This window comes from Tsukamurella sp. PLM1 (genome assembly GCF_023168325.1).
Classification (GTDB): Bacteria; Actinomycetota; Actinomycetes; order Mycobacteriales; family Mycobacteriaceae; genus Tsukamurella.
This window is the reverse complement of record NZ_AP025688.1, coordinates 2,761,893-2,786,420: the sequence shown is the minus strand read 5'-3', so window position 1 is coordinate 2,786,420 and position 24,528 is coordinate 2,761,893. Positions and strand designations below refer to the sequence as shown.

General features: G+C 72.5%; 20 protein-coding genes and 5 pseudogenes. 11 read left to right on the top strand and 14 right to left on the bottom strand.

Translation table 11 applies throughout. The features are described from left to right. Nucleotides 1-90 precede the first annotated feature (90 nt). A pseudogene (locus MTP03_RS14310) lies at nucleotides 91-1,615 on the bottom strand (leucyl aminopeptidase). Between the two features lie 328 nt (nucleotides 1,616-1,943). Here MTP03_RS14310 and MTP03_RS14305 point away from each other — a divergent pair. The 6 genes and pseudogenes from MTP03_RS14305 (at nucleotide 1,944) to MTP03_RS14280 (ending at nucleotide 9,006) form a co-directional block, all read left to right on the top strand. Next, a complete protein-coding gene (locus MTP03_RS14305) occupies nucleotides 1,944-2,753 on the top strand; it encodes an AraC family transcriptional regulator (RefSeq protein WP_248488840.1) in 810 nt (269 codons plus the stop codon). A gap of 31 nt (nucleotides 2,754-2,784) precedes the next feature. Beyond that, entirely contained in the window at nucleotides 2,785-4,101 is a 1,317-nt protein-coding gene (locus MTP03_RS14300; protein ID WP_248488839.1) for an alanine racemase, read from the top strand. Further along, nucleotides 4,098-5,435: a D-arabinono-1,4-lactone oxidase gene (locus MTP03_RS14295; RefSeq protein ID WP_248488838.1), complete on the top strand. Its 1,338-nt coding sequence runs from the start codon at nucleotides 4,098-4,100 to the stop codon at nucleotides 5,433-5,435. Before MTP03_RS14300 ends, MTP03_RS14295 begins: the two co-directional genes overlap by 4 nt. Nucleotides 5,436-5,454: 19 nt before the next feature. Further along, nucleotides 5,455-6,705, top strand: a complete 1,251-nt coding sequence (locus tag MTP03_RS14290; protein ID WP_248488837.1) for a uracil-xanthine permease family protein — start codon at nucleotides 5,455-5,457, stop codon at nucleotides 6,703-6,705. A 10-nt stretch (nucleotides 6,706-6,715) separates the two neighbouring features. Further along, nucleotides 6,716-7,814 (top strand): annotated as a pseudogene (gene gcvT / locus MTP03_RS14285) (glycine cleavage system aminomethyltransferase GcvT). An 88-nt stretch (nucleotides 7,815-7,902) separates the two neighbouring features. Continuing rightward, nucleotides 7,903-9,006 carry a branched-chain amino acid aminotransferase gene (locus MTP03_RS14280; RefSeq protein ID WP_248488836.1) on the top strand — a complete coding sequence of 368 codons (1,104 nt, stop codon included), beginning with the start codon at nucleotides 7,903-7,905 and terminating at the stop codon, nucleotides 9,004-9,006. 3 nt (nucleotides 9,007-9,009) lie between these two features. Here MTP03_RS14280 and MTP03_RS14275 read toward each other — a convergent pair whose 3' ends face one another. The 3 genes from MTP03_RS14275 to MTP03_RS14265 are packed head-to-tail and all read right to left on the bottom strand — an operon-like array spanning nucleotide 9,010 to nucleotide 11,241. Then, nucleotides 9,010-9,846 (bottom strand): hypothetical protein, encoded by an 837-nt coding sequence (locus tag MTP03_RS14275; protein WP_248488835.1) that lies wholly within the window; start codon nucleotides 9,844-9,846, stop codon nucleotides 9,010-9,012. Further along, the gene (locus tag MTP03_RS14270) at nucleotides 9,807-9,980 is read right to left on the bottom strand and encodes a hypothetical protein (RefSeq protein WP_248488834.1); all 174 of its coding nucleotides are present in this window, start codon (nucleotides 9,978-9,980) and stop codon (nucleotides 9,807-9,809) included. The genes MTP03_RS14275 and MTP03_RS14270 overlap by 40 nt, the downstream gene beginning before the upstream one ends. 49 nt (nucleotides 9,981-10,029) lie before the next feature. After that, the gene (locus MTP03_RS14265) at nucleotides 10,030-11,241 is read right to left on the bottom strand and encodes an oxygenase MpaB family protein (protein ID WP_248488833.1); all 1,212 of its coding nucleotides are present in this window, start codon (nucleotides 11,239-11,241) and stop codon (nucleotides 10,030-10,032) included. A 152-nt stretch (nucleotides 11,242-11,393) separates the two neighbouring features. On the opposite strand from MTP03_RS14265, the gene MTP03_RS14260 reads away from it, so the two are divergent. After that, nucleotides 11,394-12,065 (top strand): dihydrofolate reductase family protein, encoded by a 672-nt coding sequence (locus MTP03_RS14260; protein ID WP_248488832.1) that lies wholly within the window; start codon nucleotides 11,394-11,396, stop codon nucleotides 12,063-12,065. On the opposite strand, the gene MTP03_RS22870 is transcribed toward MTP03_RS14260, so the two are convergent. From MTP03_RS22870 to MTP03_RS14245, 5 genes and pseudogenes are all read right to left on the bottom strand, one after another. Further along, nucleotides 12,058-12,195 (bottom strand): adenosylcobinamide-GDP ribazoletransferase, encoded by a 138-nt coding sequence (locus tag MTP03_RS22870; protein ID WP_256465155.1) that lies wholly within the window; start codon nucleotides 12,193-12,195, stop codon nucleotides 12,058-12,060. The genes MTP03_RS14260 and MTP03_RS22870 overlap by 8 nt on opposite strands. Next, complete coding sequence (locus MTP03_RS14255; protein ID WP_256465287.1) at nucleotides 12,186-12,776, bottom strand: adenosylcobinamide-GDP ribazoletransferase; 591 nt, start codon at nucleotides 12,774-12,776, stop codon at nucleotides 12,186-12,188. The genes MTP03_RS22870 and MTP03_RS14255 overlap by 10 nt, the downstream gene beginning before the upstream one ends. 24 nt (nucleotides 12,777-12,800) lie before the next feature. Then, nucleotides 12,801-13,858 (bottom strand): annotated as a pseudogene (gene cobT / locus MTP03_RS23845) (nicotinate-nucleotide--dimethylbenzimidazole phosphoribosyltransferase); the annotation flags it as partial. A 177-nt stretch (nucleotides 13,859-14,035) separates the two neighbouring features. Next, a pseudogene (locus MTP03_RS23840) lies at nucleotides 14,036-14,476 on the bottom strand (bifunctional adenosylcobinamide kinase/adenosylcobinamide-phosphate guanylyltransferase); the annotation flags it as partial. Then, nucleotides 14,413-15,153, bottom strand: coding sequence for a DUF3043 domain-containing protein (locus MTP03_RS14245; protein WP_248488831.1), 741 nt, complete (start codon nucleotides 15,151-15,153; stop codon nucleotides 14,413-14,415). The gene MTP03_RS14245 and the pseudogene MTP03_RS23840, both read right to left, overlap by 64 nt. An 85-nt stretch (nucleotides 15,154-15,238) precedes the next feature. Here MTP03_RS14245 and MTP03_RS14240 point away from each other — a divergent pair, with 85 nt between their 5' ends. The 4 genes and pseudogenes from MTP03_RS14240 to MTP03_RS14225 all read left to right on the top strand — a co-directional run bounded on the left by MTP03_RS14240 (nucleotide 15,239) and on the right by MTP03_RS14225 (nucleotide 18,185). Continuing rightward, nucleotides 15,239-15,586, top strand: coding sequence for an iron-sulfur cluster assembly accessory protein (locus MTP03_RS14240; protein ID WP_248488830.1), 348 nt, complete (start codon nucleotides 15,239-15,241; stop codon nucleotides 15,584-15,586). 90 nt (nucleotides 15,587-15,676) lie between these two features. After that, a complete protein-coding gene (locus MTP03_RS14235) occupies nucleotides 15,677-16,657 on the top strand; it encodes a carbohydrate kinase family protein (RefSeq protein WP_248488829.1) in 981 nt (326 codons plus the stop codon). Between the two features lie 47 nt (nucleotides 16,658-16,704). Then, nucleotides 16,705-17,360, top strand: a pseudogene (locus tag MTP03_RS14230) (hemolysin III family protein). Between the two features lie 66 nt (nucleotides 17,361-17,426). Further along, nucleotides 17,427-18,185 carry a MerR family transcriptional regulator gene (locus tag MTP03_RS14225; RefSeq protein WP_248488828.1) on the top strand — a complete coding sequence of 253 codons (759 nt, stop codon included), beginning with the start codon at nucleotides 17,427-17,429 and terminating at the stop codon, nucleotides 18,183-18,185. A 185-nt stretch (nucleotides 18,186-18,370) separates the two neighbouring features. Here the strand turns inward: MTP03_RS14225 and MTP03_RS14220 are convergent, their stop codons facing one another. Genes MTP03_RS14220 through MTP03_RS14200 form a run of 5 tightly spaced genes read right to left on the bottom strand, consistent with a single transcriptional unit; the run spans nucleotide 18,371 to nucleotide 24,489 of the window. Next, on the bottom strand, nucleotides 18,371-20,830 hold the full coding sequence (locus MTP03_RS14220; protein ID WP_248488827.1) for an amino acid adenylation domain-containing protein: 2,460 nt from the start codon (nucleotides 20,828-20,830) through the stop codon (nucleotides 18,371-18,373). Further along, a complete protein-coding gene (locus MTP03_RS14215) occupies nucleotides 20,782-21,513 on the bottom strand; it encodes a hypothetical protein (protein WP_248492366.1) in 732 nt (243 codons plus the stop codon). The genes MTP03_RS14220 and MTP03_RS14215 overlap by 49 nt, the downstream gene beginning before the upstream one ends. After that, complete coding sequence (locus MTP03_RS14210) at nucleotides 21,510-22,823, bottom strand: thioesterase domain-containing protein (protein WP_248488826.1); 1,314 nt, start codon at nucleotides 22,821-22,823, stop codon at nucleotides 21,510-21,512. Before MTP03_RS14210 ends, MTP03_RS14215 begins: the two co-directional genes overlap by 4 nt. Beyond that, a complete protein-coding gene (locus MTP03_RS14205; protein ID WP_256465286.1) occupies nucleotides 22,748-24,067 on the bottom strand; it encodes a polyketide synthase in 1,320 nt (439 codons plus the stop codon). Before MTP03_RS14205 ends, MTP03_RS14210 begins: the two co-directional genes overlap by 76 nt. Next, a complete protein-coding gene (locus tag MTP03_RS14200; protein ID WP_256465154.1) occupies nucleotides 23,965-24,489 on the bottom strand; it encodes a beta-ketoacyl synthase N-terminal-like domain-containing protein in 525 nt (174 codons plus the stop codon). The genes MTP03_RS14205 and MTP03_RS14200 overlap by 103 nt, the downstream gene beginning before the upstream one ends. Nucleotides 24,490-24,528 lie beyond the last annotated feature (39 nt).

Below are 24,528 nucleotides of genomic sequence, written 5' to 3'. Positions count from 1 at the left end.
TGGCCTCCACCGACACCTGACCCTACCCTCAGGGTCGGGTCCGTGCGGCGGTTGGGGGCTTACTAGTCGGTAACTCCCAGGGGCGGGACGTCACCCGCGCTGCGCGATGTCGCGGAGCACCGCGAGCATCGTGCGAACCGGTACGCCCGTACCACCCTTGGTGATGTAGCCGAATGGGCCGCCCGTGTGGAACGCCGGGCCCGCGACGTCGATGTGCGCCCACTGCACCCCGTCGGCCACGAACTCCTTGAGGTACACGCCGGCGGTCAGCATGCCGCCCCACCGGTTCGGGCTCACGTTCGCGAGATCCGCGACGCGCGAGTCGAGGTCGGCGCGCAGCTCTTCGGGGAAGGGCATCGCCCAGCCGTTCTCGCCGACGGAGCGGGACAGCTCCGCGACGCGGTCCCGGAAGTCGCCCGTGCCCATCACGCCGGGGGTGCGCGTGCCGAGCGCGACCATCTGCGCGCCGGTCAGGGTCGCGGTGTCGATGAGGTAGTCGGGCTCGTCCTCGCAGGCGCGGACCATCGCGTCGGCGAGGATGAGCCGGCCCTCGGCGTCGGTGTTGATGACCTCGACGGTGATGCCGCCCTTCCCGGCGCCGGGGTACTGGGTGAGCACGTCGCCGGGACGCTGCGCGGTGTGCGAGGGCATGTTCTCGGCCATCGGCACCGTGGCGGTCACGTCGACCGGCAGGCCGAGCTGCGCCGCCAGGATCACCGTGGCGATCACCGCCGCGGCGCCGCCCATGTCCGAGGTCATCTGCTCCATGCCCGCGGCGGGCTTGATGGAGATCCCGCCCGTGTCGAAGGTGATGCCCTTGCCGACCAGCGCGACGCGGCGGGCACCGTCGACGCCCGAGACGTGCCGCAGGCGCACCAGCCGCGGAGGGCGCGAGCTTCCTTACCGACCCCGACGATGCCGCCGTAGCCGTTCGCCGCCAGGTACTGCTCGTCGAAGACCTCCACCTCGAGCCCTGCGTCGGCGCCCAGGCGCTGCGCGCGATCGGCGAACTCGCCGGGGAGAGGACGTTCGGCGGGGTGTTGACGAAGTCCCGGGCCAGCGCGACCGCTGCGGCAGTCAGCCGGGCCTGCTCGACGGTGCCGCGCGCCTCCTCGGCGAGCGCCTCCGACGCGGGCGTCGCGACCACGGCGAGCGCACCGAGCGTCGCCTTCTTCGGCGCGGAGGTGGTGCGGAACTCGGCGAACCGGTACGCGCCGAGGATCGCGCCCTCGACGGTGGCCGCGAGGTCGATCGACGCGAGCGTGGTGGCGGCTGCCGCGACGCCCTCCAGCGCGCGAGCGGCGACGCCCGCGGCGCGGCGCACCGTCTCCGGGGTGACCTTCGCCTCCGCGCCGAGGCCCACGCCCAGCACCGTCGCCGCGCCCAGACCGGTCCCGGCCGGGGTGGCGATCCGGACGGCCTCGCCGGCCTTGCCCTCGGCGCCGAGGAGCGAAAGCGCCGCCGCAACCGGACCGCGCGCGGCCTCCGGGACGCCGGCGTCGAGCGTGATCGGTCCGTCGCCCTCCGCGGAGTACACGCCCACGACGAGCGCGTCGGTCGCCGCCGCGACATCGTCGATCAGCGTGATGGCGGGTCCGGTGAACGGCGTGCTCAAGGGGTTTCCTCTCGTCGGGGCGGCGGGTGTGCTTGCCTGTACGGATGTTACGCCTGGGACTGTGGGGCGCGCCGCCGCCCGGGGCGGCCGGCTACGCGGCCGCGATGCCCGCGCCCGTCGTCGCCCACCTGATGGAGGCGCTGGCACGGGAAGGGCTCCCGGTGGCGGCGTGGGCTACGCGCGCCGGGATCCGCCGGACCGATCCGGCGGTCGACCTCGAGCTCGCCCACCCACAGGTCGTGCGGTTCCTGACCGAGGTGGTGCACGCGCTGCCCGATCGCCCCTCGGGTTCGAGGCGGGCGCCCGCCCGCTGCTGCAGTCCTTCGGCATGCTCGGCGTGGCGATGCAGACCGCCGATGACTTCGAGGGCGCCGTCGCCGTCGGCCTGCAGTACCACCAGGCGGCGGGCAGCCTGGTCGACTTCGACGTGGACGCCGACGGCGGCGCCCTCCGCCTCACGGTGGTCCCGCGCTCCGCGGACCCGGACCTGTTGCCCTTTCTCTGCGAGGAGACACTGCTCAGCGTCACGACGCTGCTGCGCTCCGCACTCGGCGACGAGCACTGGTCGCCGGAGGCGATCGAGCTGCCGTACCCGGCCCCTCCGTACGGCCCGGAGTACACCGCGCATTTCGGCTGTCCGGTCCGGTTCGACGCCCCGTTCGGCCGGATGACGGTGCCGCGGCGTCTCCTGGGCACTCCGCTGCCCCGGCGCGAGCCCGCGGTGCATGCCGCCGCGCTGGCGGCCTGCCGCGCGCTCACCGGGACGAGCGCGGAGGCGCGCGACCTCGACCACGTATGGGCGGTCGAGCACCTGCTCCGCTCCGACCTGCGCCGCCCGTTCACGATGGCCGGCGTCGCCCGACAGTTGAACACCACCGAGCGGACGCTGCGCCGGAACCTCACCGAGGCGGGCGAGTCCTTCCGGTCGATCCACACCCGGGTCCGGCGCGAGCGGGCCGAGACGCTGCTGCGGACCACCGATCTGACGATGCGGGCGGTCGCCGAGGCCGTCGGTTTCGCCGATGCCCGGGACTTCCGGCGCGCCTTCGCGCAGTGGACCGGGAGCACTCCCGCCCAGGTCCGGGCCGCCGGGGAGATCCGGACGGGCGAGGGGGGATCTGCGGTCACGCCGAGCTGAGGTGGCACCCGCGCCCGTACGATCGGTGCTCATGACGGGAAACGGCACGGGTGAGACCACGACCGGAGCTGGCGCACTGGACCTGGCGGCGGCACCGTCGTCGCTCGACCGGGACTGGGAGATCGACCCGGCCACGTACTGGGCCACCATCGACGCCGCCACCCACGGTCTCGACGCGCCGATCCTCGCCGCAGACCTGGACGCCCTGCGCTACAACGTGGCAGACATGCTGCGGCGCGCGGCCGGCAAGCCGATCCGCGTGGCGTCGAAGTCGATCCGCTCACGCCCCGTGCTCGACGCGCTGCTCCGCGTCCCCGGCTACGCGGGCGTCCTGGCGTACGACGTCGCGGAGGCCCACTGGCTGGCAGCCGACGGCGTCGATCACGACGGCGCCGCCCGCCCCGGCTGCACGGACGTCCTCGTCGCGTACCCCAGCGCCGACCTCGCCGCGATCGCAGCGCTGGCAGCGGATCCCGCCGCCGCGATGCGCGTGACCCTGATGATCGACGCCGCCGACCAGCTGGACCTCATCGACGCCGCGGTGCCGCCGAGCCGCCGCCCCGAACTACGGGTCTGCATCGACGTCGACGCGTCGTACCACGCGCCCGCGCTGGGCGCGATCGGCGCGCGCCGATCGCCGGTCCGCACCCGCGGCGAGGCCTCGGTCCTCGCGGCGACGGTCGCGGGACGCAAGGGATTCCGGCTCGTCGGCGTGATGACCTACGACGCGCAGATCGCCGGGGTCGGCGACCTCAGCATCCGTCGCCCCGGCGCCGGGACGCTGTTGCGGACCATGCAGCGGGCGTCCTGGGACGAGCTGGTGACGCGCCGCCGGGAGATCCTCACCGACCTGCGCCGGATCGCCGACCTCGAGTTCGTCAACGGCGGCGGTACCGGCTCCCTCGAGCGCAACGCGGAGGATCCCAACGTCACCGACATCGCCGCGGGCAGCGGCCTGTACGGGCCGCACCTCTTCGACGGCTACTCCCACTTCCGCCCGGCGCCCGCCATGGGATTCGGGCTCGCGGTGGTGCGCCGCCCCGCGCCGGACGCCGTGACCTGCCACGGCGGCGGCTGGATCGCCTCCGGCGCTGCGGGCTCGGACCGCCTGCCGCGCCCTGTGTGGCCCGAGGGGCTGAAGCTGACCGGCCGCGAAGGGGCCGGCGAGGTGCAGACGCCGCTGACCGGCGAGCGCGCTGAGCGGATCTCGCTCGGCGACCGGATCTGGTTCCGGCACACCAAGGCCGGGGAGCCGGCCGAGCACTCCGACGACCTGGTGATCGTCTCCGACGGTGCCGTGCACACCACGGTCCCGACCTACCGCGGCGAGGGGAAGTGCTTCCTGTGAACAAGTGGATTCCGGGCCTGGACCAGCTGACCGGCAGGGTCGGCGAGTGGCGCAACTGGGGGCGCACCGCGTCCGCGTTCCCCTCGTACGTTTCGCGCCCGGCGACGATCGAGGACGTGGTCCGGACGGTCGAACGGGCGCGTGAGCGGGGCGGCACCGTCAAACCGCTCGGGGCCGGGCACTCGTTCACCCCGATCTCGGCGCCGCGCGACGTGGCGCTCGCCCCTGACCACCAGGGCGGACTGGTGACGGTGGACGTCGACCGCAAGCGGGTCACCCTGCGCGCGGGGACTCGACTGTACGACGTGCCCGCGCTGCTGGAGCCCTACGGGCTGGCGATGGCCAACCTGGGCGACATCGACGAACAGACCCTGGCGGGGGCGATCTCGACCGGGACCCACGGCACCGGCCTGGGTTTCGGCGGCATCGCGACCCAGGTGGTCGGGGCGACCCTCGTCTCCGGGACCGGGGAGGTGCTCACCGTCGGCGAGCACGACCCGCGGCTGAAGGCCGTGGCCCTCGGGCTCGGCGCGCTGGGGATCCTGGTCGAGGTCACCCTGCAATGCGTGGACCGGTTCGTGCTCGAGGCCACCGAGGCGCCGATGTCGCTGGCGGAGACGGTCGAGGGCTTCGGCGAGCGGGTGCGCGGTGTGGACCACTTCGAGTTCTTCTGGTTCCCGGGGACCGACGGCACGCTGACCAAATCGCAGATCCGCCGGCCCGGCGATCACAAGCGCAAGCCGATCGGCGGGGTGCGGCGGTTCGTCGACGACAAGGTCGTCGGCACCGGCGCGCTGATGGCCGTGTGCGAGGTGGGGCGCGTGGTCCCGGCGCTGACGCCCCGGCTGGTCACGCTCGCCACGTCGATGCTGTCCGAGCACACCGAGATCGACTACTCCACCAACGTGCTCACGACCGACCGCTCCGTGCGGTTCCGCGAGACGGAATGGGCAGTGCCCCTGGAGAACACGATGCCGGCGTTCGAAGCGCTGCGTGCCACGATCGCCGCGCGGGACTGGAATCTCACCTTCCCCGTGGAGGTGCGTGTCGCCGCCGCCGACGACCTCATGCTCTCGACCGCGTCGGGCAGGCGGTCCGGGTACATCGCCGCGCATCGCTACGTCCGGGACAAGCCGAGCGACTACTTCGCCGAGGTCGAGCGGATCATGATCGAGCACGGTGGCCGCCCGCACTGGGGCAAGATGCACACGCGCACCGCCGAGTTCTTCCACGGCGCATACCCCCGGTTCGACGAGTTCCTGGCCGTGCGCGACGAGCTCGACCCGGACCGGGTGTTCGCCAACGACCACCTGGATGCGGTGCTCGGCCGCTGATCGAGCATGATTCCGCGGCATGACGACTTCTCTGTGGACGCCGGTCGCGGACGGCGCCGGTGTGGTGGGCCCCGGTGAGCGGCTGAGCTGGCCCAAGACGCTGGGCATCGGCGTGCAGCACGTGGTGGCGATGTTCGGCTCCACGTTCCTGGTGCCGGTGCTCACCGGGTTCCCGCCCGCCACCACACTGCTGTTCTCGGGCGTGGGCACCCTGCTGTTCCTGCTGATCACCGGGAATCGGCTGCCCAGCTACCTGGGCTCGAGCTTCGCGGTGATCGCGCCGATCACCGCGGCCACCGCCTCGCACGGCGCTGGGAGCGCGCTGGGCGGGATCGTCGCGGTGGGCGTGCTGCTGATCCTGGTGGGCGGCGTGGTGCACCTCGTGGGCACCGCGTGGATCGAGAAGTTGATGCCGCCCGTCGTGACGGGCGCGATCGTCGCGCTGATCGGCCTCAACCTGGCGCCCGCGGCGAAGGCGAACTACGAGAAGGCCGCCGTGACGGCCACGATCACGCTGGTCTGCCTCATCCTGTCCCTCGCCCTGTTCAAGGGCATGCTCGGGCGGCTCGCGATCTTCACCTCGGTGCTGATCGGCTACGCGGTCGCCGCGGTGCGCGGCGAAGTCGACACCGCGGCGATCTCGGCCGCGTCCTGGGTGGGCTTACCGGAGTTCTCGGCACCGTCGTTCTCGTGGGCCGTGCTGCCGATGTTCCTGCCCGTGGTGCTCGTGCTGGTGGCCGAGAACGTGGGTCACGTGCGGTCGGTCGCCCAGATGACGGGGGAGGACTACGACCCGGTGATGGGCCGCGCGCTCGCCTCGGACGGGTTGGCGACGGTGCTGGCCGGCGCGGGCGGCGGCTCGGCCACCACGACGTACGCGGAGAACATCGGCGTGATGGCGGCGACGCGCGTGTACTCGACGGCCGCGTACTGGGTGGCCGGTATCGCGGCGATCCTGCTCGGCATGTCGCCGAAGGTGGGCGCCGCGATCGCGTCCATCCCGCCGGGCGTGTTGGGCGGGATCACGACGGCGCTGTACGGCCTCGTCGGCATCTTGGGCGTGCGGATCTGGGTGCAGGCGCGGGTGGACTTCAGCCTGCCGATCAACCAGCTGACCGCCGCTGTGCCGCTGATCATCGGCATCGCCGACTTCACCTGGTCGCTGGGGCAGGTCACGTTCACCGGCATCGCGCTCGGCTCCGTCGCCGCGATCGTGATCTACCAGGGGATGCGGCTGCTGGGCCGATCCGGCAGTGCGGCCCTGGACTAGAGTGCCGGGCATGAGTGAGACGCTGATCGAGGGCCCCCTGAATGCCGTGCACACCGAGCTGGGAGCGGCGTTCGCGCCGTTCGGCGGCTGGTCGATGCCCGTCAAGTACGCGGGCACCGTCGGCGAGCACACCGCCGTGCGCGAGGCCGTGGGGATCTTCGACGTCAGCCACCTCGGCAAGGCCACCGTCGCCGGGCCGGGCGCCAAGGACTTCGTCAATCGCGTGCTCACCGCCGACCTCGGCAAGATCCATCCCGGCAAGGCCCAGTACACCCTGTGCACCAACGAATCCGGCGGCGTGATCGACGATCTCATCGTCTACTACGTCTCCGACGACGAGCTCTTCCTCGTGCCCAACGCCGCGAACACCGCCGCGGTGGTCGCGCACCTGCGCGAGCGCGCGCCGGAGGGCATCACCGTGACCGACCAGCACCGTGACTACGCCGTGCTCGCCGTGCAGGGCCCGAAGTCGGCCGAGGTGCTGCGGGCCGTGGGGCTGCCCACCGACATGGAGTACATGGCCTACGAGGACGCGTCGCTCAACGGGACCGCCGTGCGCGTGTGCCGCACCGGCTACACCGGCGAGCACGGCTACGAGCTGATCCCCGCGTGGGGCGACGCCGAGACCGTCTTCCGGGCGCTGCTGCCCGAGATCACCTCGCGCGGCGGCCAGCCCGGGCCTCGGCGCCCGCGATACGCTGCGCACCGAGATGGGTTATCCGCTGCACGGGCACGAGCTGACCGTCGACATCACGCCCGTCCAGGCGCGGGCGGGCTGGGCCGTCGGCTGGAAGAAGCCCGAGTTCGTGGGCCGCGAGGCCCTGGTGGCGGAGAAGGAGGCCGGCCCGGCCCGGCGCCTGTGGGGCCTGCGCGCCACCGGCAAGGGCGTGCTGCGCGCCGACCTGTCGGTGCTCTCCGCCGACGGTGCCCCGATCGGCACCACCACGTCGGGCACGTTCAGCCCCACGCTGAAGGTGGGAATCGCCTTGGCGCTCATCGATTCCGCGGCGGGCGTGGAGAAGGGCACCGTCGTCAGCGTCGACGTGCGCGGCCGTGCCATCGAGTGCGAGGTGGTGCTCCCGCCGTTCGTCGAGGCGAACACCAAGTAGCAGTCGGACGGCCCCGGAAAAAATACTCGGGGTTCCTACCGATTGGTATGGCCTTCGGCGGGGCGCCGGGGTCGTAGAATCTTCTTTCATGACTACGAGCACGGCCTTCGCCCTCACCCGCAACGACCACCCACGCTCTGCGGATGCGCGCGCCGAGATCCTGGCGAACCCGGGATTCGGCAGGTTCTTCACCGACCACATGGTGTCCCTCCGCTGGAACGAGGAGAAGGGCTGGCACGACGCCGCGGTGCTGCCGTACGGCCCCATCCCGATGGAGCCGTCGGCGTCGGTGCTGCACTACGCGCAGGAGATCTTCGAGGGGCTCAAGGCCTACCGCCAGCCCGACGGTTCCGTGGCCACGTTCCGGCCGGAGGCCAACGCCGCGCGCTTCCAGCGCTCCGCCGAGCGCCTGGCGATCCCGCCGCTGCCCGAGGACGTGTTCGTCGAGGCGCTGCGCCAGCTGGTGGCCGTGGACGGCGAGTGGGTCCCCGCGGCCGGCGGTGAGGAGGCCCTGTACTTCCGGCCCTTCATCTTCGCCGACGAGGAGACCCTCGGCGTCAAGCCGTCGAACAGCTACCGGTTCCTGGTGATCGCCTCGCCCGCCGGCGCGTACTTCCCCGGCGGGGTGAAGCCCGTGTCCGTGTGGCTCTCGCGCGAGTACGTGCGCGCGGCGCCCGGCGGCACCGGCTTCGCCAAGTGCGGCGGCAACTACGCCGCGTCGCTGGTGGCGCAGGCCCAGGCCGCGCAGCAGGGCTGCGATCAGGTGGTGTGGCTCGACGCCATCGAGCACGAGGCGATCGAGGAGATGGGCGGGATGAACCTGTTCTTCGTCCTCGGTTCCGGCGCGAACGCCCGCATCGTGACGCCGGAGCTGTCGGGCTCGCTGCTCCCCGGCGTGACCCGCAGCTCGCTGCTGCAGCTCGCCCGCGACGCCGGTTTCGAGACCGAGGAGCGGCGCATCACCGTGGCCGAGCTCAAGGAGGGCGTCTCCTCCGGCGCCATCACCGAGGTCTTCGCCTGCGGCACCGCCGCCGTGATCACGCCCGTCGGCCGCGTGAAGGGCGCCGAGGAGGACTTCACCATCGGCGACGGCGAGCCCGGCGAGATCACCATGGCCCTGCGCGCCACCCTCACCGGCATCCAGCGCGGCACCGTCCCCGACACCCACGGCTGGATGACCACGCTGAGCTGACGCTCACCCCGACCCAGGCGGCCCGCACCGTTTCGGTGCGGGCCGTTCGCGTTCGGCGGGGCGTTGCGGCGCGCTGTCACACCGCCTGTCGAGGGACCACGCGGAGGTGACCCAACTGGGGTCGGACGCGCGGAGTTCCCGCATCACGGTGATCGTGTCGATGACCTCGCGCGCTGTCATCAGGTCCTGGTTGTAGATCAGGCTGCCCGCCGTGACTGGCGCGCCGGCGGGACTGGGGCCACGCCAGGCGAGGAAGTCGCGATAGAGCCGGGGGAGTGGCAGGCCGAAGATCCGCTCGAGTTCGTCGAGATCCTCCTGGGACGAGCCGGGGCCGAGGGCGGCGTGGAACTCGGGGTAGTTCGCCGCGAGTGCCGCGTCCAGCCTTTCGATCAGCGGATGCATGATGGCACTGTACTGAAGAATTGATCGTCGGCTGATCCCGGCCGCACCATCTTTCGAAGCGTTCTGCGACGGTTTCGGCCCGATCGGTCGCAGAACGCTTCGAAAGATGTCGAGAGGCTGCGGATCGGTGGACCCAGCCGCTACCGGCGCGACTTCCAGCGCGTAGAGGGCGTCGATGGCGGGCGCGACGGCGTCGTACAGCTGCCAGGTGTCGGCGGCGGCGTACGTGGAGGAGTGCCGGGCGACCTCCGGCACCCTCGCGTACGCATCCAGGTACGCGGAGTACGTCGCGTCGACGAACGCGTTCCCCTCCTCGGTGAAGGCCCCGGTGTCGAACTGGCCCACCATGTGCTGGATCAGGTACGCGCCCGGCGTGATCCGGCGGTCGTCGAGCAGGTTCAGGTGCGGGTCCGGAACCGGCTCGGCACCCCGTGCCACAGCGTGGTGCCGCTCGCGAGGCCGTGCGCTCGCATCCACGCGTAGAAGATCCCGATGTGCGTGGCCGCGTTCGCCTCGGGCAGGCCGAGTTCGTCGACGGTCTCCTGGTGCCATTCGGCATCGTCGTAGGTCATGATGTGAGGATCCCGCGCGGCGGTTGGCGGTGGCTTGCCGTCCGGTTGATCACGCGGTGACGTGCTGGGCGGAATGGCCGATGGCTGCCTCCTCGTTCAGCATGCGCATGAACTTCGCCTGGCTCCGGTCGCCGCGGCGGGCGGCGCGTTCGCGACCGCCGGGAAGCTGGTTGATCGCGGATTCGACGAGGTGGAACGGGATCCGCAGCGCCGGGTACCAGGGGATCGCCGACGGTACGCCGAGCTCCCGCATCGCCGCCCGCCCCAGGTACGCCGTGGCGATCGACAGGTGCTGGGATCGGGCGATCCGCCGGCGGATACCGGACAGGTGCGCATAGTGCCAGACCAGGGGGTCGTCGGCCATCGGCTGTGCCAGCGCCCGGCTGGTCTCGTCCGGCGTGGACAGGGCGCGTGAGGTCTGGAACAGGATCCGCAGGCTGTCGCGGAAGCTGTGCGGCAGGAAGTCGTCGTGCACGCCCATCAGCCGGCCGACGTACCGCGTGAGGTGCGCCGCGGCCTCGTACTCCCGGGGATGCGAGAGCATGCCCAGCCCGGTCCCGGTGGCGACCGGCGCGATGAGCGCGCCCACCAGCGTGGCCGCCATGTCGGTCTGGTTGATCGGCAGGCCGTACGCCGCGAAGTCCCAGTCCGGCAGCGACATCACGTGCCGGCGCACCATCGAGTGGATGAACCGGACGTGCAGCGTCGACCGGTAGCCGACACCGCCGGGGCGCAGCCCGTCGGGCACGATCACGTCCAGGGCCCACTGCGAGGTCTCCGCGAACCGCTTGTTGGACCCCTTCTCCAGCGCCCCGGTCCGCAGCAGCGTCTGGTTGAAGCCGGAGAACAGGTAGCCGCCCATCAGGGCCACGTCACGCGCCACGGAGAAGCCGTCGGCGCCGCCGCTGCGCATGAGCTGCCCGCCGACCAGGATCTTGTCCCAGTCGGCCCAGTCGGGGATGGATTCGATGTCCTCGAAGAACGTGCGCAGCTCCGACGGTGCCTCGGGCACCGTCGCGATGCCGTCCGCCAGTGCCCGGTCGAAGAGCGGCTTGCGGACGGACTTGTCCTGGCAGATCCAGTCGACCAGCTCGTCCATCGGCGGGTCGCCCACCGTGAGTAGCTCTCCGAACCGCCGGAACTCCGCCTCGGTGGGCTCGGAGAGCCGGAGGAACCGGCTGACCATCGCGATGCCGGGCGGCACGCGGCGAGGTGACTCGGGGTGTCGCGCGGGGACCTTCACGGGCGTCGTAGCAGTCATCTCCACCTCACCGATCTCTACTGACAACGTGTGTTGTCAGGTTATGCCTGTGGATGGACGCCGTCAACCACATGTCGAATTCGGCCGGCGCCGTTCGACGTGTGAGCGGACCGTGCTGTGATCGCAGGACGGCAGGACGAAGGAGACGAACAATGACCGGGGAACCGACACGGCAGCCGAAGGTCCGGGTGGACCTGCTCACCACTTCGCTCGACGGTTACAGCGCGGGCGGACACATCACCGTCGACGAGCCCATCGGCGGCGCCGGCGAGTTGTTCGGCAACTTCGACGGCCGGACCATCGCGGGCGTCCACCGCGCCGACGTGCCCGTGACCGCCGACCGCCTGCTCAACAGCATGTGGGGCCAGGGCGTGGGCGCGGAGATCATGGGCCGCGGCAAGTTCGGCCCGCAGCAGGGCCCGTGGCCCGACGACGGCTGGCGCGGCTGGTGGGGCGACGAGCCGCCGTTCCGCACGCCGGTGATCGTGCTCAGCCACCACGCGCACCCGCCGATCGAGTTCGACAACGGCACCGTCTTCCACTTCCGCGATGCGTCCCCGGCCGACGCGCTCGCGGAGGCGCTCGACCTCGCGGACGGCGCCGACGTCCGGATCGGCGGTGGCCCCTCGACGGTGCGGGACTTCCTCCGCGACGACCTGATCGACGTGCTCCACCTGTCGATCCAGCCCATCGTGCTCGGTTCGGGGGTGTCGCTATGGGACGGCCTGCCCGGCGTGCACCGCCGCTTCGACATCGAGTCCGTCACGACCCCGGACGGTGTCGTACACCAGTTCTGGAACCGCCGGCCCGGCGAGGTCAGCTGACGCAGCAGCCGATCAGCGCGACCGCGGTCGCGATCTCGATCCCGAAACCGAGGACGTCGCCGCTCATCCCGCCGAACCGCCGGACGCAGTGCCGCATCGCGAGAGTGGCGAGGCCCAACGCTACGGCCACGGCGAGCGGGCCCTGCCAGGGGTGCCGGGCACCGTCGGGGCGGCGGCCGCGAGGGCGAGGACGCACCAGAACACCTGCGCGAGGACGCCTTGGGTTCCGGCCGTCAGTGCGCCGAAGCCGTCCGGGTTCGACGGTGCCCACCCGCGCCGGCAGCCGAGCACCGCGGCCACCCGCGCCGCGCCGACGGCGACGCCGATGGCGAGCCACTGTCCGCGTCCCGCGAGCGCCCCCACGGCCGCGGCCTCACCGAGCAGCAGCAGCACCAGCGCGGCGGCGCCGAACGGCCCCACCGTGCCCTGGCGCATGATCTCGCGCGCCCGCTCGGGGGAGCCGTAGCTGCCGAGACCGTCGACGCAGTCGGCGAATCCGTCCAGGTGCATGCCCCGGGTGAACAGGGCGGCCCCGCCGATCGCCAGCGCGCCCACAAGCACCGCCGGTAGGCCCGCGGCGTGCGCCACCCACGCGAGCGCGGCGACCGCGGCGCCCACGACGGCGCCCGTGATCGGTACCAAGCGGATGATGCGGGCACCGTCGGCGCGCGTGAACTCCCGCGGGCTCCCCGGGGTGGGCAGCACCGTCATCCAGGAGAGCGCGACGAACAGCACGTCAGCCCCGGAGACCCCGGCCGCATCGAACGTGGCCATGTCGCGGAGCGCGGCCACGGCCGACCGCACGAGCGGGAGCGCCAGCGCGGCACCGCTGCCCTCGCCGAGGCGGAGCCCCAGGTCGAGCAGGGGCTCGAGATCGAGCCGGCGCAGCGCGAGCGCGTGCGCGGGCTCGGGGCTCAGATGCCCTGCCACCCACCAGTTCACGGCGCCCGGCGCGAGATCGTTCGCGACCAGCGCGGCGGCGGTGACCACCACGCCGTCGAGGATCACGGGCGTGCGCCGCACGGCGGCCTGCGCGAGGAACCCCGCCATCGCGGCGATGTCCGCACCGGCGGCGGTGCGCAGCAACGCCTTCGGGTTGCCCGTGTGCGGGCGGGCGCGGTACATGCCGTCGCGGACCGCGGCGGCCTTGCGCATCCACGCGTTGTCGTCGATGCCCGTGCCGCGGCCCACCACCAGCACGGGCTCGGTCTCGGTGAGCGCGCCGATCAGCACCGCCGCGGGAGTGGTGTTGCCGATCCCCATGTCGCCCGCGATCAGCAGGTCGGCGCCGGAATCGACCTCCTCGTCGGCGATGCGGCGGCCAGCGGCGATCGCGGCGATCGTCTCCTCATCCGTCAGGGCGTCGGTCACCGCGATGTCGCCCGACGAGCGGCGGATCTTGTTGGGGGCCGGGCCCGTATCGCCGAGGACCGCGATGTCCTCGACCCGCACCGACGCCCCGGACTGGTCTGCGAGCACGTTGATCGCGGCGCCGCCGGCGGCGAAGTTCCCGACCATCTGCGCGGTGACCTCCGGCGGGTACGCCGAGACCCCGCCGGCCGCCACGCCGTGATCGCCCGCGAACACCACGATCCGCGCGCGCTCGAACTGCGCCGGCGGACATGCGCCCTGGCAGGCCGCGATCCACTCACCCAGCTGCTCCAGCCGGCCCAGGAGCCGGCCGGCTTGGTCAGTTGCTGTTGCCTGTCCCGGGCCCGGTGCGCGGCTGCCGCATCGGGTGGGGTGAGCCGCCCGAACGCGAGCGGGTCGCTGCCCGGCTCGAACGGGGGCAGCTCGACCGGCGGCAGGTCGGGGTCCGCCGGTGCCGAACCCGTCTGCGCGGCAACGGCAGCCGCGGCGGCCGGCTTCGCGGGGGACGGGGCGGACTGCGGCAGGGGCGCACCGTCGAGCGGCACGACCAGGCCGGCGACGACGAGCTCGACCCGGTCCGCGATCGCCGCGAGCCGCGCGTTGAGTGCGCCCAGCAGGTCCTGGAAGACGCGGCCGGAATGCGTTGCGGGCACGATCGACAGGCCCACCTCGGGGCTGACCAACACCAGATCGCCGGCGTACGCGGCGGATGCGGCGACCAGCGCGTCGAGCTCGCTCCCGGCGTTCTCGGGCGTCTCCCACCCGGTCCGGTCGAGGCGCGCGGCGAGCCAGCCGCCGAGGTCGTCGACGAGGGTGGGCGCGTTGCCCTCGGCCAGCACGGCCGTCACGTCCTGGGTCTCGACGGTCGACCACGACTGCGGCCGGCGGGAGCGGTGGGCGGCCACCCGCGCGGCGAGGTCGGGGTCACCGTCGGGGCGCGGCGCCGTGGCGACGTACCGGACCGGACCGGAACCGATCAACTGCTCGGCGCGGGCGGACTTGCCCGACCGGACCCCGCCCAGGACCAGGGTGAGCGCCACGGGCTAGACCGCGTCGCCCGGGTTGACCCGGGGCCGGGGATGCGCATGCGCCGCAGCTGGGTGGTGCGCATGAACGCGTACCAGCCGAGGCGGAAGCCCGTTTCGGTGGTGTCCGGCCAGCGCTCGCGGACGCGGGTGTTGACGCGGCGTCCGGTGAGGACGCCCTCGATGGCCATGACCGCCACCATCACCAGCAGGAGCAGCATCGGGATGCCGGCGAGCTGCGGCATGTTCACCGTGACGAACATGAACACCATGACCGCGACGGCGAGCGGGATGAACAGGGTGGAGACGTGGCGCTTCGCGTCCACCAGGTCGCGCACGTACGCCTTGACGGGGCCCTTGTCGCGGACGGGCAGGTAGCGCTCGTCGCCCTGCATCATCAGCTCGCGGCGCTCGTTCGCCTGCGTGCGGCGTTCCGAGGCGGCGGCCTTGCGCTCCTCCTTGGTCATCGAGTTGCGCAGTTCCTTCTTGCGGGCGCGCGCCTCGGCCCTCGTCATCGGAGCCGGGGCGACGGGGCCGCGCTTGCGGCCCTGCGCCTCGCGCCGGCTGGGCGTGGGGCGGCCCTTGCCGGCCGTCTGCGCGGGCTTGGCGGACGGAGCCTCGGCCTCGTGGGCGTCCACGATCTCCGGCGCCGTGGAGGTCGAGTCGTCGGCCTTCTGCCAGGGGAGTTTCACACCGTCCAGACTATCGGTCGTTCTGGGAATGCAGGGAAGGGGAGTACCGTTGAACGAGACACCGACGCGTGTGTGAGGAGAACCTATGACTACTGCTGAGAGCGAAACCACCGGTGTGGTCCTGACCGAGGCTGCGGCTTCCAAGGCGAAGGCGCTGCTGGATCAGGAAGGTCGCGACGATCTCGCGCTGCGCATCGAGGTGCAGCCGGGTGGATGTGCCGGTCTTCGGTACCAGTTGTACTTCGACGACCGGACGCTCGATGGCGACGTGGTGTCGGAGTTCGGCGGCGTGAACCTGTCGGTGGACCGGATGAGCGTTCCGTTCCTGATCGGCGCGAAAATCGACTTCGTCGACACGATCGAGAAGCAGGGTTTCACCATCGATAACCCGAATGCGACCGGGTCCTGCGCCTGCGGCGACTCGTTCAACTGATCCGCGACTGACGCCCGCAAGGCGTCCGGAACCCTCTCGCGGTTAGGCTCACCGGATACGTCCGTTTGCCGACCACGGGAGGGTTCCGTCGTGTCGATCGCCGTTTCCGGCTCGATAGCCACCGATCATCTGATGCGTTTCGAGGGGAAGTTCTCCGAGCAGCTGCTCGCCGAGCATCTCGCGCACGTGTCCCTGAGTTTCCTCGTCGAGGAGCTCGTGCTGCAGCGCGGAGGGGTCGGCGCGAACATCAGCTTCGGCATGGGGCGCCTCGGCCGCCGCCCCGTGCTCGTGGGTGCCGTGGGGAAGGACTTCGACGAGGGCTACCGCAGCTGGCTCGAGGGCGCCGGCGTCGATACCCGCGCCGTCCGGGTCTCGGAGACTGCGCACACCGCCCGGTTCATGTGCACCACCGATCTGGAGATGGCGCAGGTCGCCTCGTTCTACTCGGGCGCGATGGCCGAGTCGCGCGAGATCGCGATCGCCGACGTCGCGGCCACCGTCGGGGGGCTGGACCTCGTGGTCGTCGGCGCGAACGATCCGGCGGCCATGACGCTGCATTCGGCGCAGTGCCGCGAGGCCGGGATCCCGTTCGCCGCGGACCCGTCGCAGCAACTCGCCCGCCTCAACGGCGAAGAGGCGCGCGACCTGGTGGAGGGCGCGAAGTTCCTGTTCACCAACGAGTACGAGTGGGGTCTGCTGCAGCAGAAGACGGGCCTGAGCGCGGACCGTCTGACCGCGATGGTCGAGGTGCGGGTCACGACGCTCGCCGAGAAGGGCGCCGACATCGTCGTCACCGGCGACGACGCGGCGATCATCCACGTGGACGTCGTGCCCGACCGCGGCCGCGTCGACCCGACCGGCGTCGGCGACGCCTTCCGGGCCGGCTTCCTCGTCGGCCTCGACGCGGGGCTGTCGTACGAGAGGTCGGCTCAGCTGGGCTCCTACGTGGCGGTGAAGGTGCTGGAGACGGTGGGGCCGCAGGCCTGGAACTACGACGCCGACGACGCCCGCGAGCGGTTGACCGAGGCCTACGGCGCCGACGTCGCGACGGAGATCCTCGCCGCGCTGTAGGTCACACATCCGGTTACCGCTGAGTAACCTACGGTATCGTAGGTTGCATGACGACGGCAGAGGTCCCACCGGTCAAACCGCGGCTGCGGGGGTGATCCACCAGTTCGGGGCTGCTGGCGCCGTACTGTTGGGGATCCCGCTGGTGATCGCGGGGTTCCGCGAATCGGCCGCCGCCGGTGTCGCGCTGCTCGTGTACGCGATCACCGTGTTCGGGGTGTTCGGAGTGAGCGCCGCGTACCACCGCGGGCGGTGGACCGATGCGCAGCGGATCTGGATGAAGCGTGCTGATCACTGCATGATCTTCGTGTTCATCGCCGGCAGCTACACGCCGATCGCAGCGCTTGCGCTGCCGTCCGGGGTGGCCCGCTGGGTGCTCGCGGTCGTGTGGGGCGGTGCCCTGGCCGGCGTCGCGCTCAAGCTGCTGTGGCCGCACGCGCCCCGCTGGGTGGGCGTGCCGCTGTACATCGCGCTCGGCTGGGTGGTCGTCGCGGTCGCGGGCGACCTGGTGCGCGGCGCCGGCTGGACCGCGTCGATCCTGCTCGCCGTCGGTGGGGTGCTCTACAGCGGGGGAGCAGTGCTCTACGCCACCCGCTGGCCGAACCCGTGGCCCGGCGTGTTCGGGCACCACGAGTTCTTCCACGCCGCCACCGTGATCGCGGCGATGTGCCACTACGTGGCGATGTGGATCGCGCTGCTGCGCTGATCCGCGACGCTTGACCTTGTCGCAGCGTCACGGTGTGTACTGCTTCCATCACCAGATGGAGGTCCCATGAGAATCGGAGACATCGCCCGCATCGCCGGCGTATCGACACGCGCGATCAGGCACTACCACCGCATCGGGCTCGTACCCGAGCCCGCCCGCGAGTCCAACGGCTACCGCTCGTACTCGCTCGACGAGGTCGTTCTGCTGCTGCGGATCCGGCGGCTCGTCGAACTGGGGATGTCGCTCGACGAGATCGGCGACGTGCTCGACGACGGTGAGCGGGCCCGTGACCTCGACGAGGTGCTCGCCGAGCTCGACGCCGACCTCGCGCGGCAGGAGGAGGCGATCCGCGAGCGGCGCCGACAGCTCATCGAACTGCGGAGCAGCGCCGCCGTCCGCGCGCCGGTGCCCGGCCGGGTGGGCGACATCGCCGACCGGATCGCCGAGGTGTACGCGGGCAGTGACGCCGCCGCGCGCATGGAGCTCGCCGTCATGGAGGTGCTCACCGGTGTCCTCCCCGGCGCTGTCGAGGTGTACGAGGCCGCGCTCGACGATCCGGCCGTGACCGCGCTGTCCGGCGAGATCGCCGCCGAGTTCGACGCCCTGCAGACCGCCGCGCCGGACGATCCGCGGGTCACCGCGCTCGCCGACCGGATCGTCGCCGCGGCGGGCGGGCTGGAGCTCCCCGAGACGGCGTCCGCGGGCTCACCGCGGATCGCGGTCGGCGACGTGACGGGATGGTTCGACGCGGCGGACTGGATGTCCGACGCCCAGCGACGCTGTATCGCCCTCATGGTGCAGCGGCTCACGGGGGATGCGCGATGAGCGGCGAGTTCCGGCGCACCGAGGCGTTCCTCGGCCGGGTGCTGCCGGCGCGACTGGTGACCCTGCTGCTCGCCGAACCGCGGGGCTTCGTCGCCGTCGCCCGGTGGATACGGGGCGGGCGCCCGGAGGGGCGGGTCTTCTCGCACCACCGCGAGGTGGCGATCATCCTGTGGGTCGTGGTCGTGTCATTGGTAGTCGAGGGCGTCATCGTCGATGTCCTGCTGCGGGCGATCCTGGGCCCGTCGCACTGGGTCTGGATCGCGCTGGGGCTGCACGTGTACGCCGTGTTCATGATCGTCGCGGTGTTCGCGGGAATGGTCACCCGCCCGCACTCGCTCGACGGTGCCGTGCTCCGCCTGCGCACCGGGCTCGGCTTCGAGGTGCAAGTCCCCGTCAGCGCGATCGAGGCCGCGGACACCGGCCGGTTCCCCGGGTTCGACAGGTCCGGGTGGAAGGTCGATGCCGACGGGATCGCGACGATGGCAGTGAGTGCGGCGAACATGCGGATCGTCCTGGCGTCGGGCGCCACCGTCGTCGTGAACGGTGTTGCGCGGAACGGAATCCGAGCCGTTCACGTCACCGTCGACGAACCCCGTCGCCTTGCTGCGGCGGTCGCCGACGTGCGGACGTCCGCCGCGGCGGGTCAGGGCACTGAGCCTGAGACCCTCACGGCCGCAGAGGTGGCCGACCAGGCGGGTGCTCGTCGGATGCGCGAAGACATCGGTCGGCGAGAGGTCGTCGAGGCCGAACGTCGAGCGCAGTGACTCCACCAATCGCACGACGTGGATCGACGTGCCGCCCGCTTCGAAGAACGATTCGTCGGGAGCCGGGCGCCTGCCCAGTACGGCCTCCCAGTGGCTGTCGATGGCGTCGCGGATCGCCGCGCGGTCCGGGCCCGTCGAGCGGACCTCCCGTGCGTCCGCAGCGCGGCGGGCGAGAAGGCGGCGATCGGTCTTGCCGCTCGGCCCGGTCGGAATCTCCGCGACCGCGATGATGCGGCTCGGGCGGAGGTGCGAGGGCAGGCGTTCGCCCAGCCGGTCCGCGATCGCGGCGGTGTCTCGTCCAGGGTCGTCGAGAGTGACGAAGGCGACGAGCCGGCGGTCGAGCCCGTCGCCCACCGCGACGACCGCGGCGCCTGTGACGCCGGGATCCTCGACGAGCGCGGCCTCGGCGTCGCCGGGCTCGACGCGGTGGCCGCGCACCTGGACCTGGTCGTCCGCACGGCCGGCGTACACCAGGGATCCGTCCCGGCGCTGATACACCAGGTCCCCGGTGCGGTATCCGCGATGCTCACGGCCGTCCCGGACGACCGTGACGAACCGGGACCGGTCGGCGGCGGCGTGCCCGAGGTAGCCGGCGGTCACGTGCGGCCCGTACACGAGCAGTTCGCCCGTCACTCCGGGCGGGAGCACGCGCGTCGATCGGTCGACGACCGCAGCGCCGGTGTGCGGCAGGGGTTCCCCGATCACCGAATCGTCGTCCGGATCGCCCTCAGGCCGTCCGGCGTCCGGGGCGACGCGGGCCAGAGTGGTGAGGACCGTCGCCTCCGTGGGGCCGTACAGGTTGAACACCCGCGTCCCCGGGCAGGTCCGCAGCAGCCGGTTCACGGCGCCGGGCCGGAGTCGTTCGCCGCCGAGGAACACGGTGCGCGGGGAGATCGCGCGCCAGTCGTCGTCCGTCGCCGCCGCGTCGAGCATCGTGAGGCCGCTGGGGGTGAGGCACACGACGTCGGCGCGCCGGTCGCGCAACCACGCGAGGTATCCGGCGGGGTCGCGGCGCACCTCGTGCGGCGGGATCAACACCGTGCCTCCGCCCAGCAGTGCGCCGAAGATCTCCCAGACACTGAAATCGAAGGCGGGGGAGTGGAAGAGCGGCCATCTCCCGACCGGGCCACGGACGTCGGACGTCGCGTCCAGCAAGGCCGTCACCGCGCCGTGGGTGACCGGTACCGCCTTCGGGTGGCCCGTCGAACCCGACGTGAAGATGACGTACGCGGTGTCTCCCGGCACCGGGACCGGTGCCGGGAGCTCGGACGGCGCGCCGCCGGCCGCCAGATCGGCGAGGGCGTGCGCCCGGAGCCCGGGGACATCCGGCCACGGGTCGGCGCCGTCGGTGATCACATCGAGCCCTCCCAGATCGGCGACCATCGCCGCCACCCGTGCGGACGGCGCATCGGCGTCGATCGGCACGTACGCCCGTCCCGCGAACAGGATCCCGAGGATCACGACGATCAGGTCCTCCGACGGCGCCATCGCCACGCCGACCGGCCGGCGCTCCGTGCGTCCGGCGATGCCGCGCGCTGCGGCGAGCGCCCTCCGCTCCAGTTCGCGGTGGTCGACGGTGGCGGTCGGGGACTGCACGGCCGTCGCGCCGGGATCGCGGCGAACAACGCTCCGGAACCGGTCGACGATCGTGGCCGGTTCGGGCGCGACCCGCGGCGGACGGTCCGCCGGAGGCGGTCCCGGTGCGCCGGGGTGCGACCATGCGATCGCGGCGAGCGGGACATCGGGGTCGTCTGTGGCGCACCGTAGGACGGACGCGTACAGCGCGCCGGAATCGACGTCGCCCAACGCGTCGCACTGTTCGACCAGCACCGTCAGTTCGGCGTCCGCGCGCTCGACGACGACCGACAGCGGGAACTGCACGTGCCGGCGCCGGAGCCTGTGTGTGACCCCGTCCTCTCGCCGATCCGCGGCGCGAGGGGCCGCGGATACATGGTGAACGAGGTCGGCGCGTCGGCAGCAGCGGCCGCGCCGGGGATGCGATCGGCGTGCCGGAGCAGGTCGAACGACTCGAATCCGATCAGTTCGTCGACCTGCCGGTCGACGTCCCGTGCCAGGTCGGCGAACGATCGACCCTCGGCGGCGACGTCCACGCTGACCGGTAGCGAATTCACCAGCACACCACGGTGGTTCGCCGCGTCGGGGCCGGACCGGCGGTTCGACAGGGGCACCGCCACCGTCGCCACGGGGCCGACGCCGAGGCACCCCGCGGTGACGGCGTGCGCGGCGAGGAGGAAGGAGAACGGGCGCACGCCGAGGGCGCGGCTCGCGGCGATGGCACGAGTACCGTCGACGGTGGTCGAACGTCCGCTCCCGCGGAGCGGGGCCGCGCCCGCGCGGCGAGCCCAGTGCGGGAGCGGCGCGGCCTCGGGGAGGACGGCGCGGAAGTGCGCCACCGCGGCCTCGGGGTCCGCCGCGCTCGCCGGTACGGCGTGCGGCGCGACCGACGGCGGGGGCGACCAGGCCGCCCCGTCGCGGTAGGCGGCGGCGATGTCGAGCACCGTGAGGTACCACCCGAACACGTCGGTGACCAGGTGGGACGTCACGAACACGGCGAAGGTGCGGCTCCCGCAGACCGCGACCTCGAGGTGGTATTGGGGCCACACGCCGGGCGGGAACACGCGGTCGTAGACGTCCTCGGCCGCGGCGAGAACTGCCGCAGCGTCCGGGTATTCGACCACCGGCACGTGGGGCCGCGGCGGGTGCGGACCCGCGCCAGCGCGTCGCCCACGACGGTGAGCGTGTCGTTGACGGTCGCCGTCGCGGTGGCCACCGCCGCGATCGCCGCTGCGAGTCGCTCCGGATCCAGGCCGCCGAACTCGATCACCGCGCCGATGTTCGTGCTCGGGTCGCCGGGTCGCGCGAGCTGCGTGGCGGCGAGCCGGGCCTGCGCGGGCCCCGGCGGCATCAGGTTGTCCGGCCGCTCCGCGGGGAGCGCGTCGCGCCAGGCGCGGAGCAGGCTCGCGCGGTGAGCCTCGTCCGCCAGCATCGAGTAGTGGTCACCGGGAACGTCCACGACGGTGACCGGGCTCGAGGTGTAACCGGACCAGTCGTGCACGGGGTCGACGCCGAGCATCGCGAACACCCCGGACCGCTCCGGCTCCGCGGCGCGGAGCAGGGTGACGGGCGCCGAGATCCGGCCGGCCGGCACGTACTCGGCGAGCGCACCGTGGTGCCGCCGCCAGCGCTCGGCGAAGCCCGGAACGTCGGCTTCGCCGAAGCCGGCGAAACGATCGAGGACGCGCGCCGCGGCGCGGGCGTAGTCCTCGGGATCGTCGGGCGGCGGCCCGTAGGACTCCGGTGCGAGGGCGTCCAGCAGGACGACGTGCGCGACGGTGTGCCCGGCGCGCTCCAGTTGCAGCGCCGTCTCGACCGCCGCGCTGCCGCCGAACGAGTAGCCGCCCAGCCATAGCGGCCCGCCCACGTCGGGCGGCAGCGCCGCGATCGCCGCTGCGGCGATCTCGGGAATGGTCTGCAGGCCCGCGGGCTGCAGGCCCGCGGGCGAGGTGAACACGCCGATCGGCGCGTCGCCCAGCTCCTGCGCCAGCCGCCGGTACGCGAGCGTCGTGCCGCCGGCCGGGGGATGCAGGAGCCAGCGCGGGCCCGGGCGGGTCCAGTCGCCGTAGCGCACGAGCATCACGGGCTCCGGCGCCGATGCGTTGTCGATCTGCGCGGCCAGGAGATCGATCAGCTCGCCGACACTGCCCGCTGCGTCCAGCGCGCCGAAGTCGATCGCGCAGCCGTATCGCCCTTCCAGCTCCGCGACCAGTTCGACGAGCATCACCGACTCGCCGCCCGCCTCGAAGAAATCCGCGCCCAGCAGGTCCCCGTCGTCGTCGGCGCCCAGCGCGACCACGAACGCCGCGCGGATCTCCTCCCGCGCCGGGGTCCGGGCGGGAGGCGCAGGTGAGTCCGGGGCACCGGCCAGAGGAAGGTCGACGTGCGTCTCGTCGAACGGGGTCGGTGGTAGGCGCACGAAGCGGCCGGGAGGCGGCGCCCCGGAATCGGTCGTGGCACCGTACGTGTCGCCGTGCATCTCGTCCGCGAGCTCCCGGACCAGCTCGGGGATGGTCGCCGCGCGGATCGCGACTGTGTGGTCGCCGGATTCGGCCCGCTCGGCCATTGTGCGCGCGACGTCAGCGACGACGAGGTCCCGGCGTCCTCGGATCGCGTCGGCCAAGCGCCGGCGGTAGGCGCTGAGCACGGGTGCCGACGGTGCCCGCACCACGACCGTCGCCGTACCGGGTCGCGGCGCCGGCGGGGCGGGGCGGCGATCAGCACCGCGGACGCGTTGCTGCCGCCCATGCCGAACGAGCTGACCGTGACGGCGGCACCGTCGGGCAGCGAGGTCGTGGCGTCGGCGATGCGGAACCGCGTGCGGTCGAGGCCGAGGGCCGGGTTGGGAGCACCGAAACCCGGCTGCGCCGGGACGACGCCGTGGTTGACCACCAGTGCCGCCTTGAGCAGCCCGGTGATCCCGGCCGCGGCGTCCAAGTGGCCGACGTTGGCCTTGACGCCGCCGAGGAGGCACTCGGGTCCGTCGCCGTGCGCCTGGTGCAGGCCGCGGATCTCGATCGGGTCGCCCAGCGCAGTCGCCGTGCCGTGCGCCTCGACGTACCGGACCTGCTCCGGACTGATCCCGGCGTCCGCCATCGCTGCGCGCAGCACCGTCGCCTGGCCCTCCGGATGCGGGTGGGTGAACGATCCCGCCGCTGCCCCGTCGTTGCCGGCGGCCGTGCCGGCGACGACGGCGAGGACGTCCGATCCCCGTGCGAGGGCGTCGGTCATGCGCGTCAAGACGACAGCCGCCCCGCCCTGGCCGGGAACCACCCCGTCAGCGGCGGCGTCGAACGGCGAGCAGCGCCCCGACGGCGAGAGCACGTCGCCGGCGGAGGCGATGTACCCGGACGGGTGCGGGGTCGCCAGTGAGCCGGCCACCACGATCGCTGCGTCGATCGAACCCGCGGCCAGCGCGATCGCGGCCTGGTGCACCGCCATCAGCGACGACGAACAGGCGCTCTGCACGGCCAGCGCCGGTCCGGTGAGGCCCAGCTTCCGCGCGACGCGGGCGGCGGCGAAGGCCGGATCGGTCCCGAGCAGCGCGGGATAGGGATCGCGGCCCCTCCCGGCCGCATCCGGGGCACCACGCGGTTCACGAAGTAAGAGGACATGGACACCGAGCTGAAGGTGCCGACCACGGACCGGGCCGGATCCACTCCCGAATTCTGGAGGGCTTCGGCGGCGAGCTTGAGGACCAGGCGATGCTGTGGATCGATCAGCTCGGCCTCGCCTCGGGTGAGCCGGAAGTACTCGAGATCCACCGAACCCGCATCCGCGATCCGAGATCCGACCGGCACGTACCTCGGGTCGTCGAGATCGGCGGCCGCGACGCCGCCGGCGAGCGCCTCGTGTCTCGGGATCGGCGCCGGAGCGACCCATCCCGCACCGAGCGATCGCCAGAACTCCTCGACGGTGCTGCAATCCGAAAGTCGTACTGCCGCACCGATGATCGCGAAGCTCATCGCGAGAATTCTACAGGCGCGCGGCGGAAACCAGGCGCC

What these genes read in the sequence shown, in the direction of transcription:
- MTP03_RS14290 (WP_248488837.1), top strand. Translation starts at nt 5,455, where the DNA reads ATGACGACTTCTCTGTGGACGCCGGTCGCGGACGGCGCCGGTGTGGTG.
- MTP03_RS14200 (WP_256465154.1), bottom strand. Translation starts at nt 24,489, where the DNA reads ATGAGCTTCGCGATCATCGGTGCGGCAGTACGACTTTCGGATTGCAGC.
- MTP03_RS14240 (WP_248488830.1), top strand. Translation starts at nt 15,239, where the DNA reads ATGACTACTGCTGAGAGCGAAACCACCGGTGTGGTCCTGACCGAGGCT.
- MTP03_RS14260 (WP_248488832.1), top strand. Translation starts at nt 11,394, where the DNA reads ATGACCGGGGAACCGACACGGCAGCCGAAGGTCCGGGTGGACCTGCTC.
- MTP03_RS14270 (WP_248488834.1), bottom strand. Translation starts at nt 9,980, where the DNA reads ATGACCTACGACGATGCCGAATGGCACCAGGAGACCGTCGACGAACTC.
- MTP03_RS14265 (WP_248488833.1), bottom strand. Translation starts at nt 11,241, where the DNA reads ATGACTGCTACGACGCCCGTGAAGGTCCCCGCGCGACACCCCGAGTCA.
- MTP03_RS14225 (WP_248488828.1), top strand. Translation starts at nt 17,427, where the DNA reads ATGAGAATCGGAGACATCGCCCGCATCGCCGGCGTATCGACACGCGCG.
- MTP03_RS14300 (WP_248488839.1), top strand. Translation starts at nt 2,785, where the DNA reads ATGACGGGAAACGGCACGGGTGAGACCACGACCGGAGCTGGCGCACTG.
- MTP03_RS14305 (WP_248488840.1), top strand. Translation starts at nt 1,944, where the DNA reads ATGCTCGGCGTGGCGATGCAGACCGCCGATGACTTCGAGGGCGCCGTC.
- MTP03_RS14280 (WP_248488836.1), top strand. Translation starts at nt 7,903, where the DNA reads ATGACTACGAGCACGGCCTTCGCCCTCACCCGCAACGACCACCCACGC.
- MTP03_RS14255 (WP_256465287.1), bottom strand. Translation starts at nt 12,776, where the DNA reads ATGACGGTGCTGCCCACCCCGGGGAGCCCGCGGGAGTTCACGCGCGCC.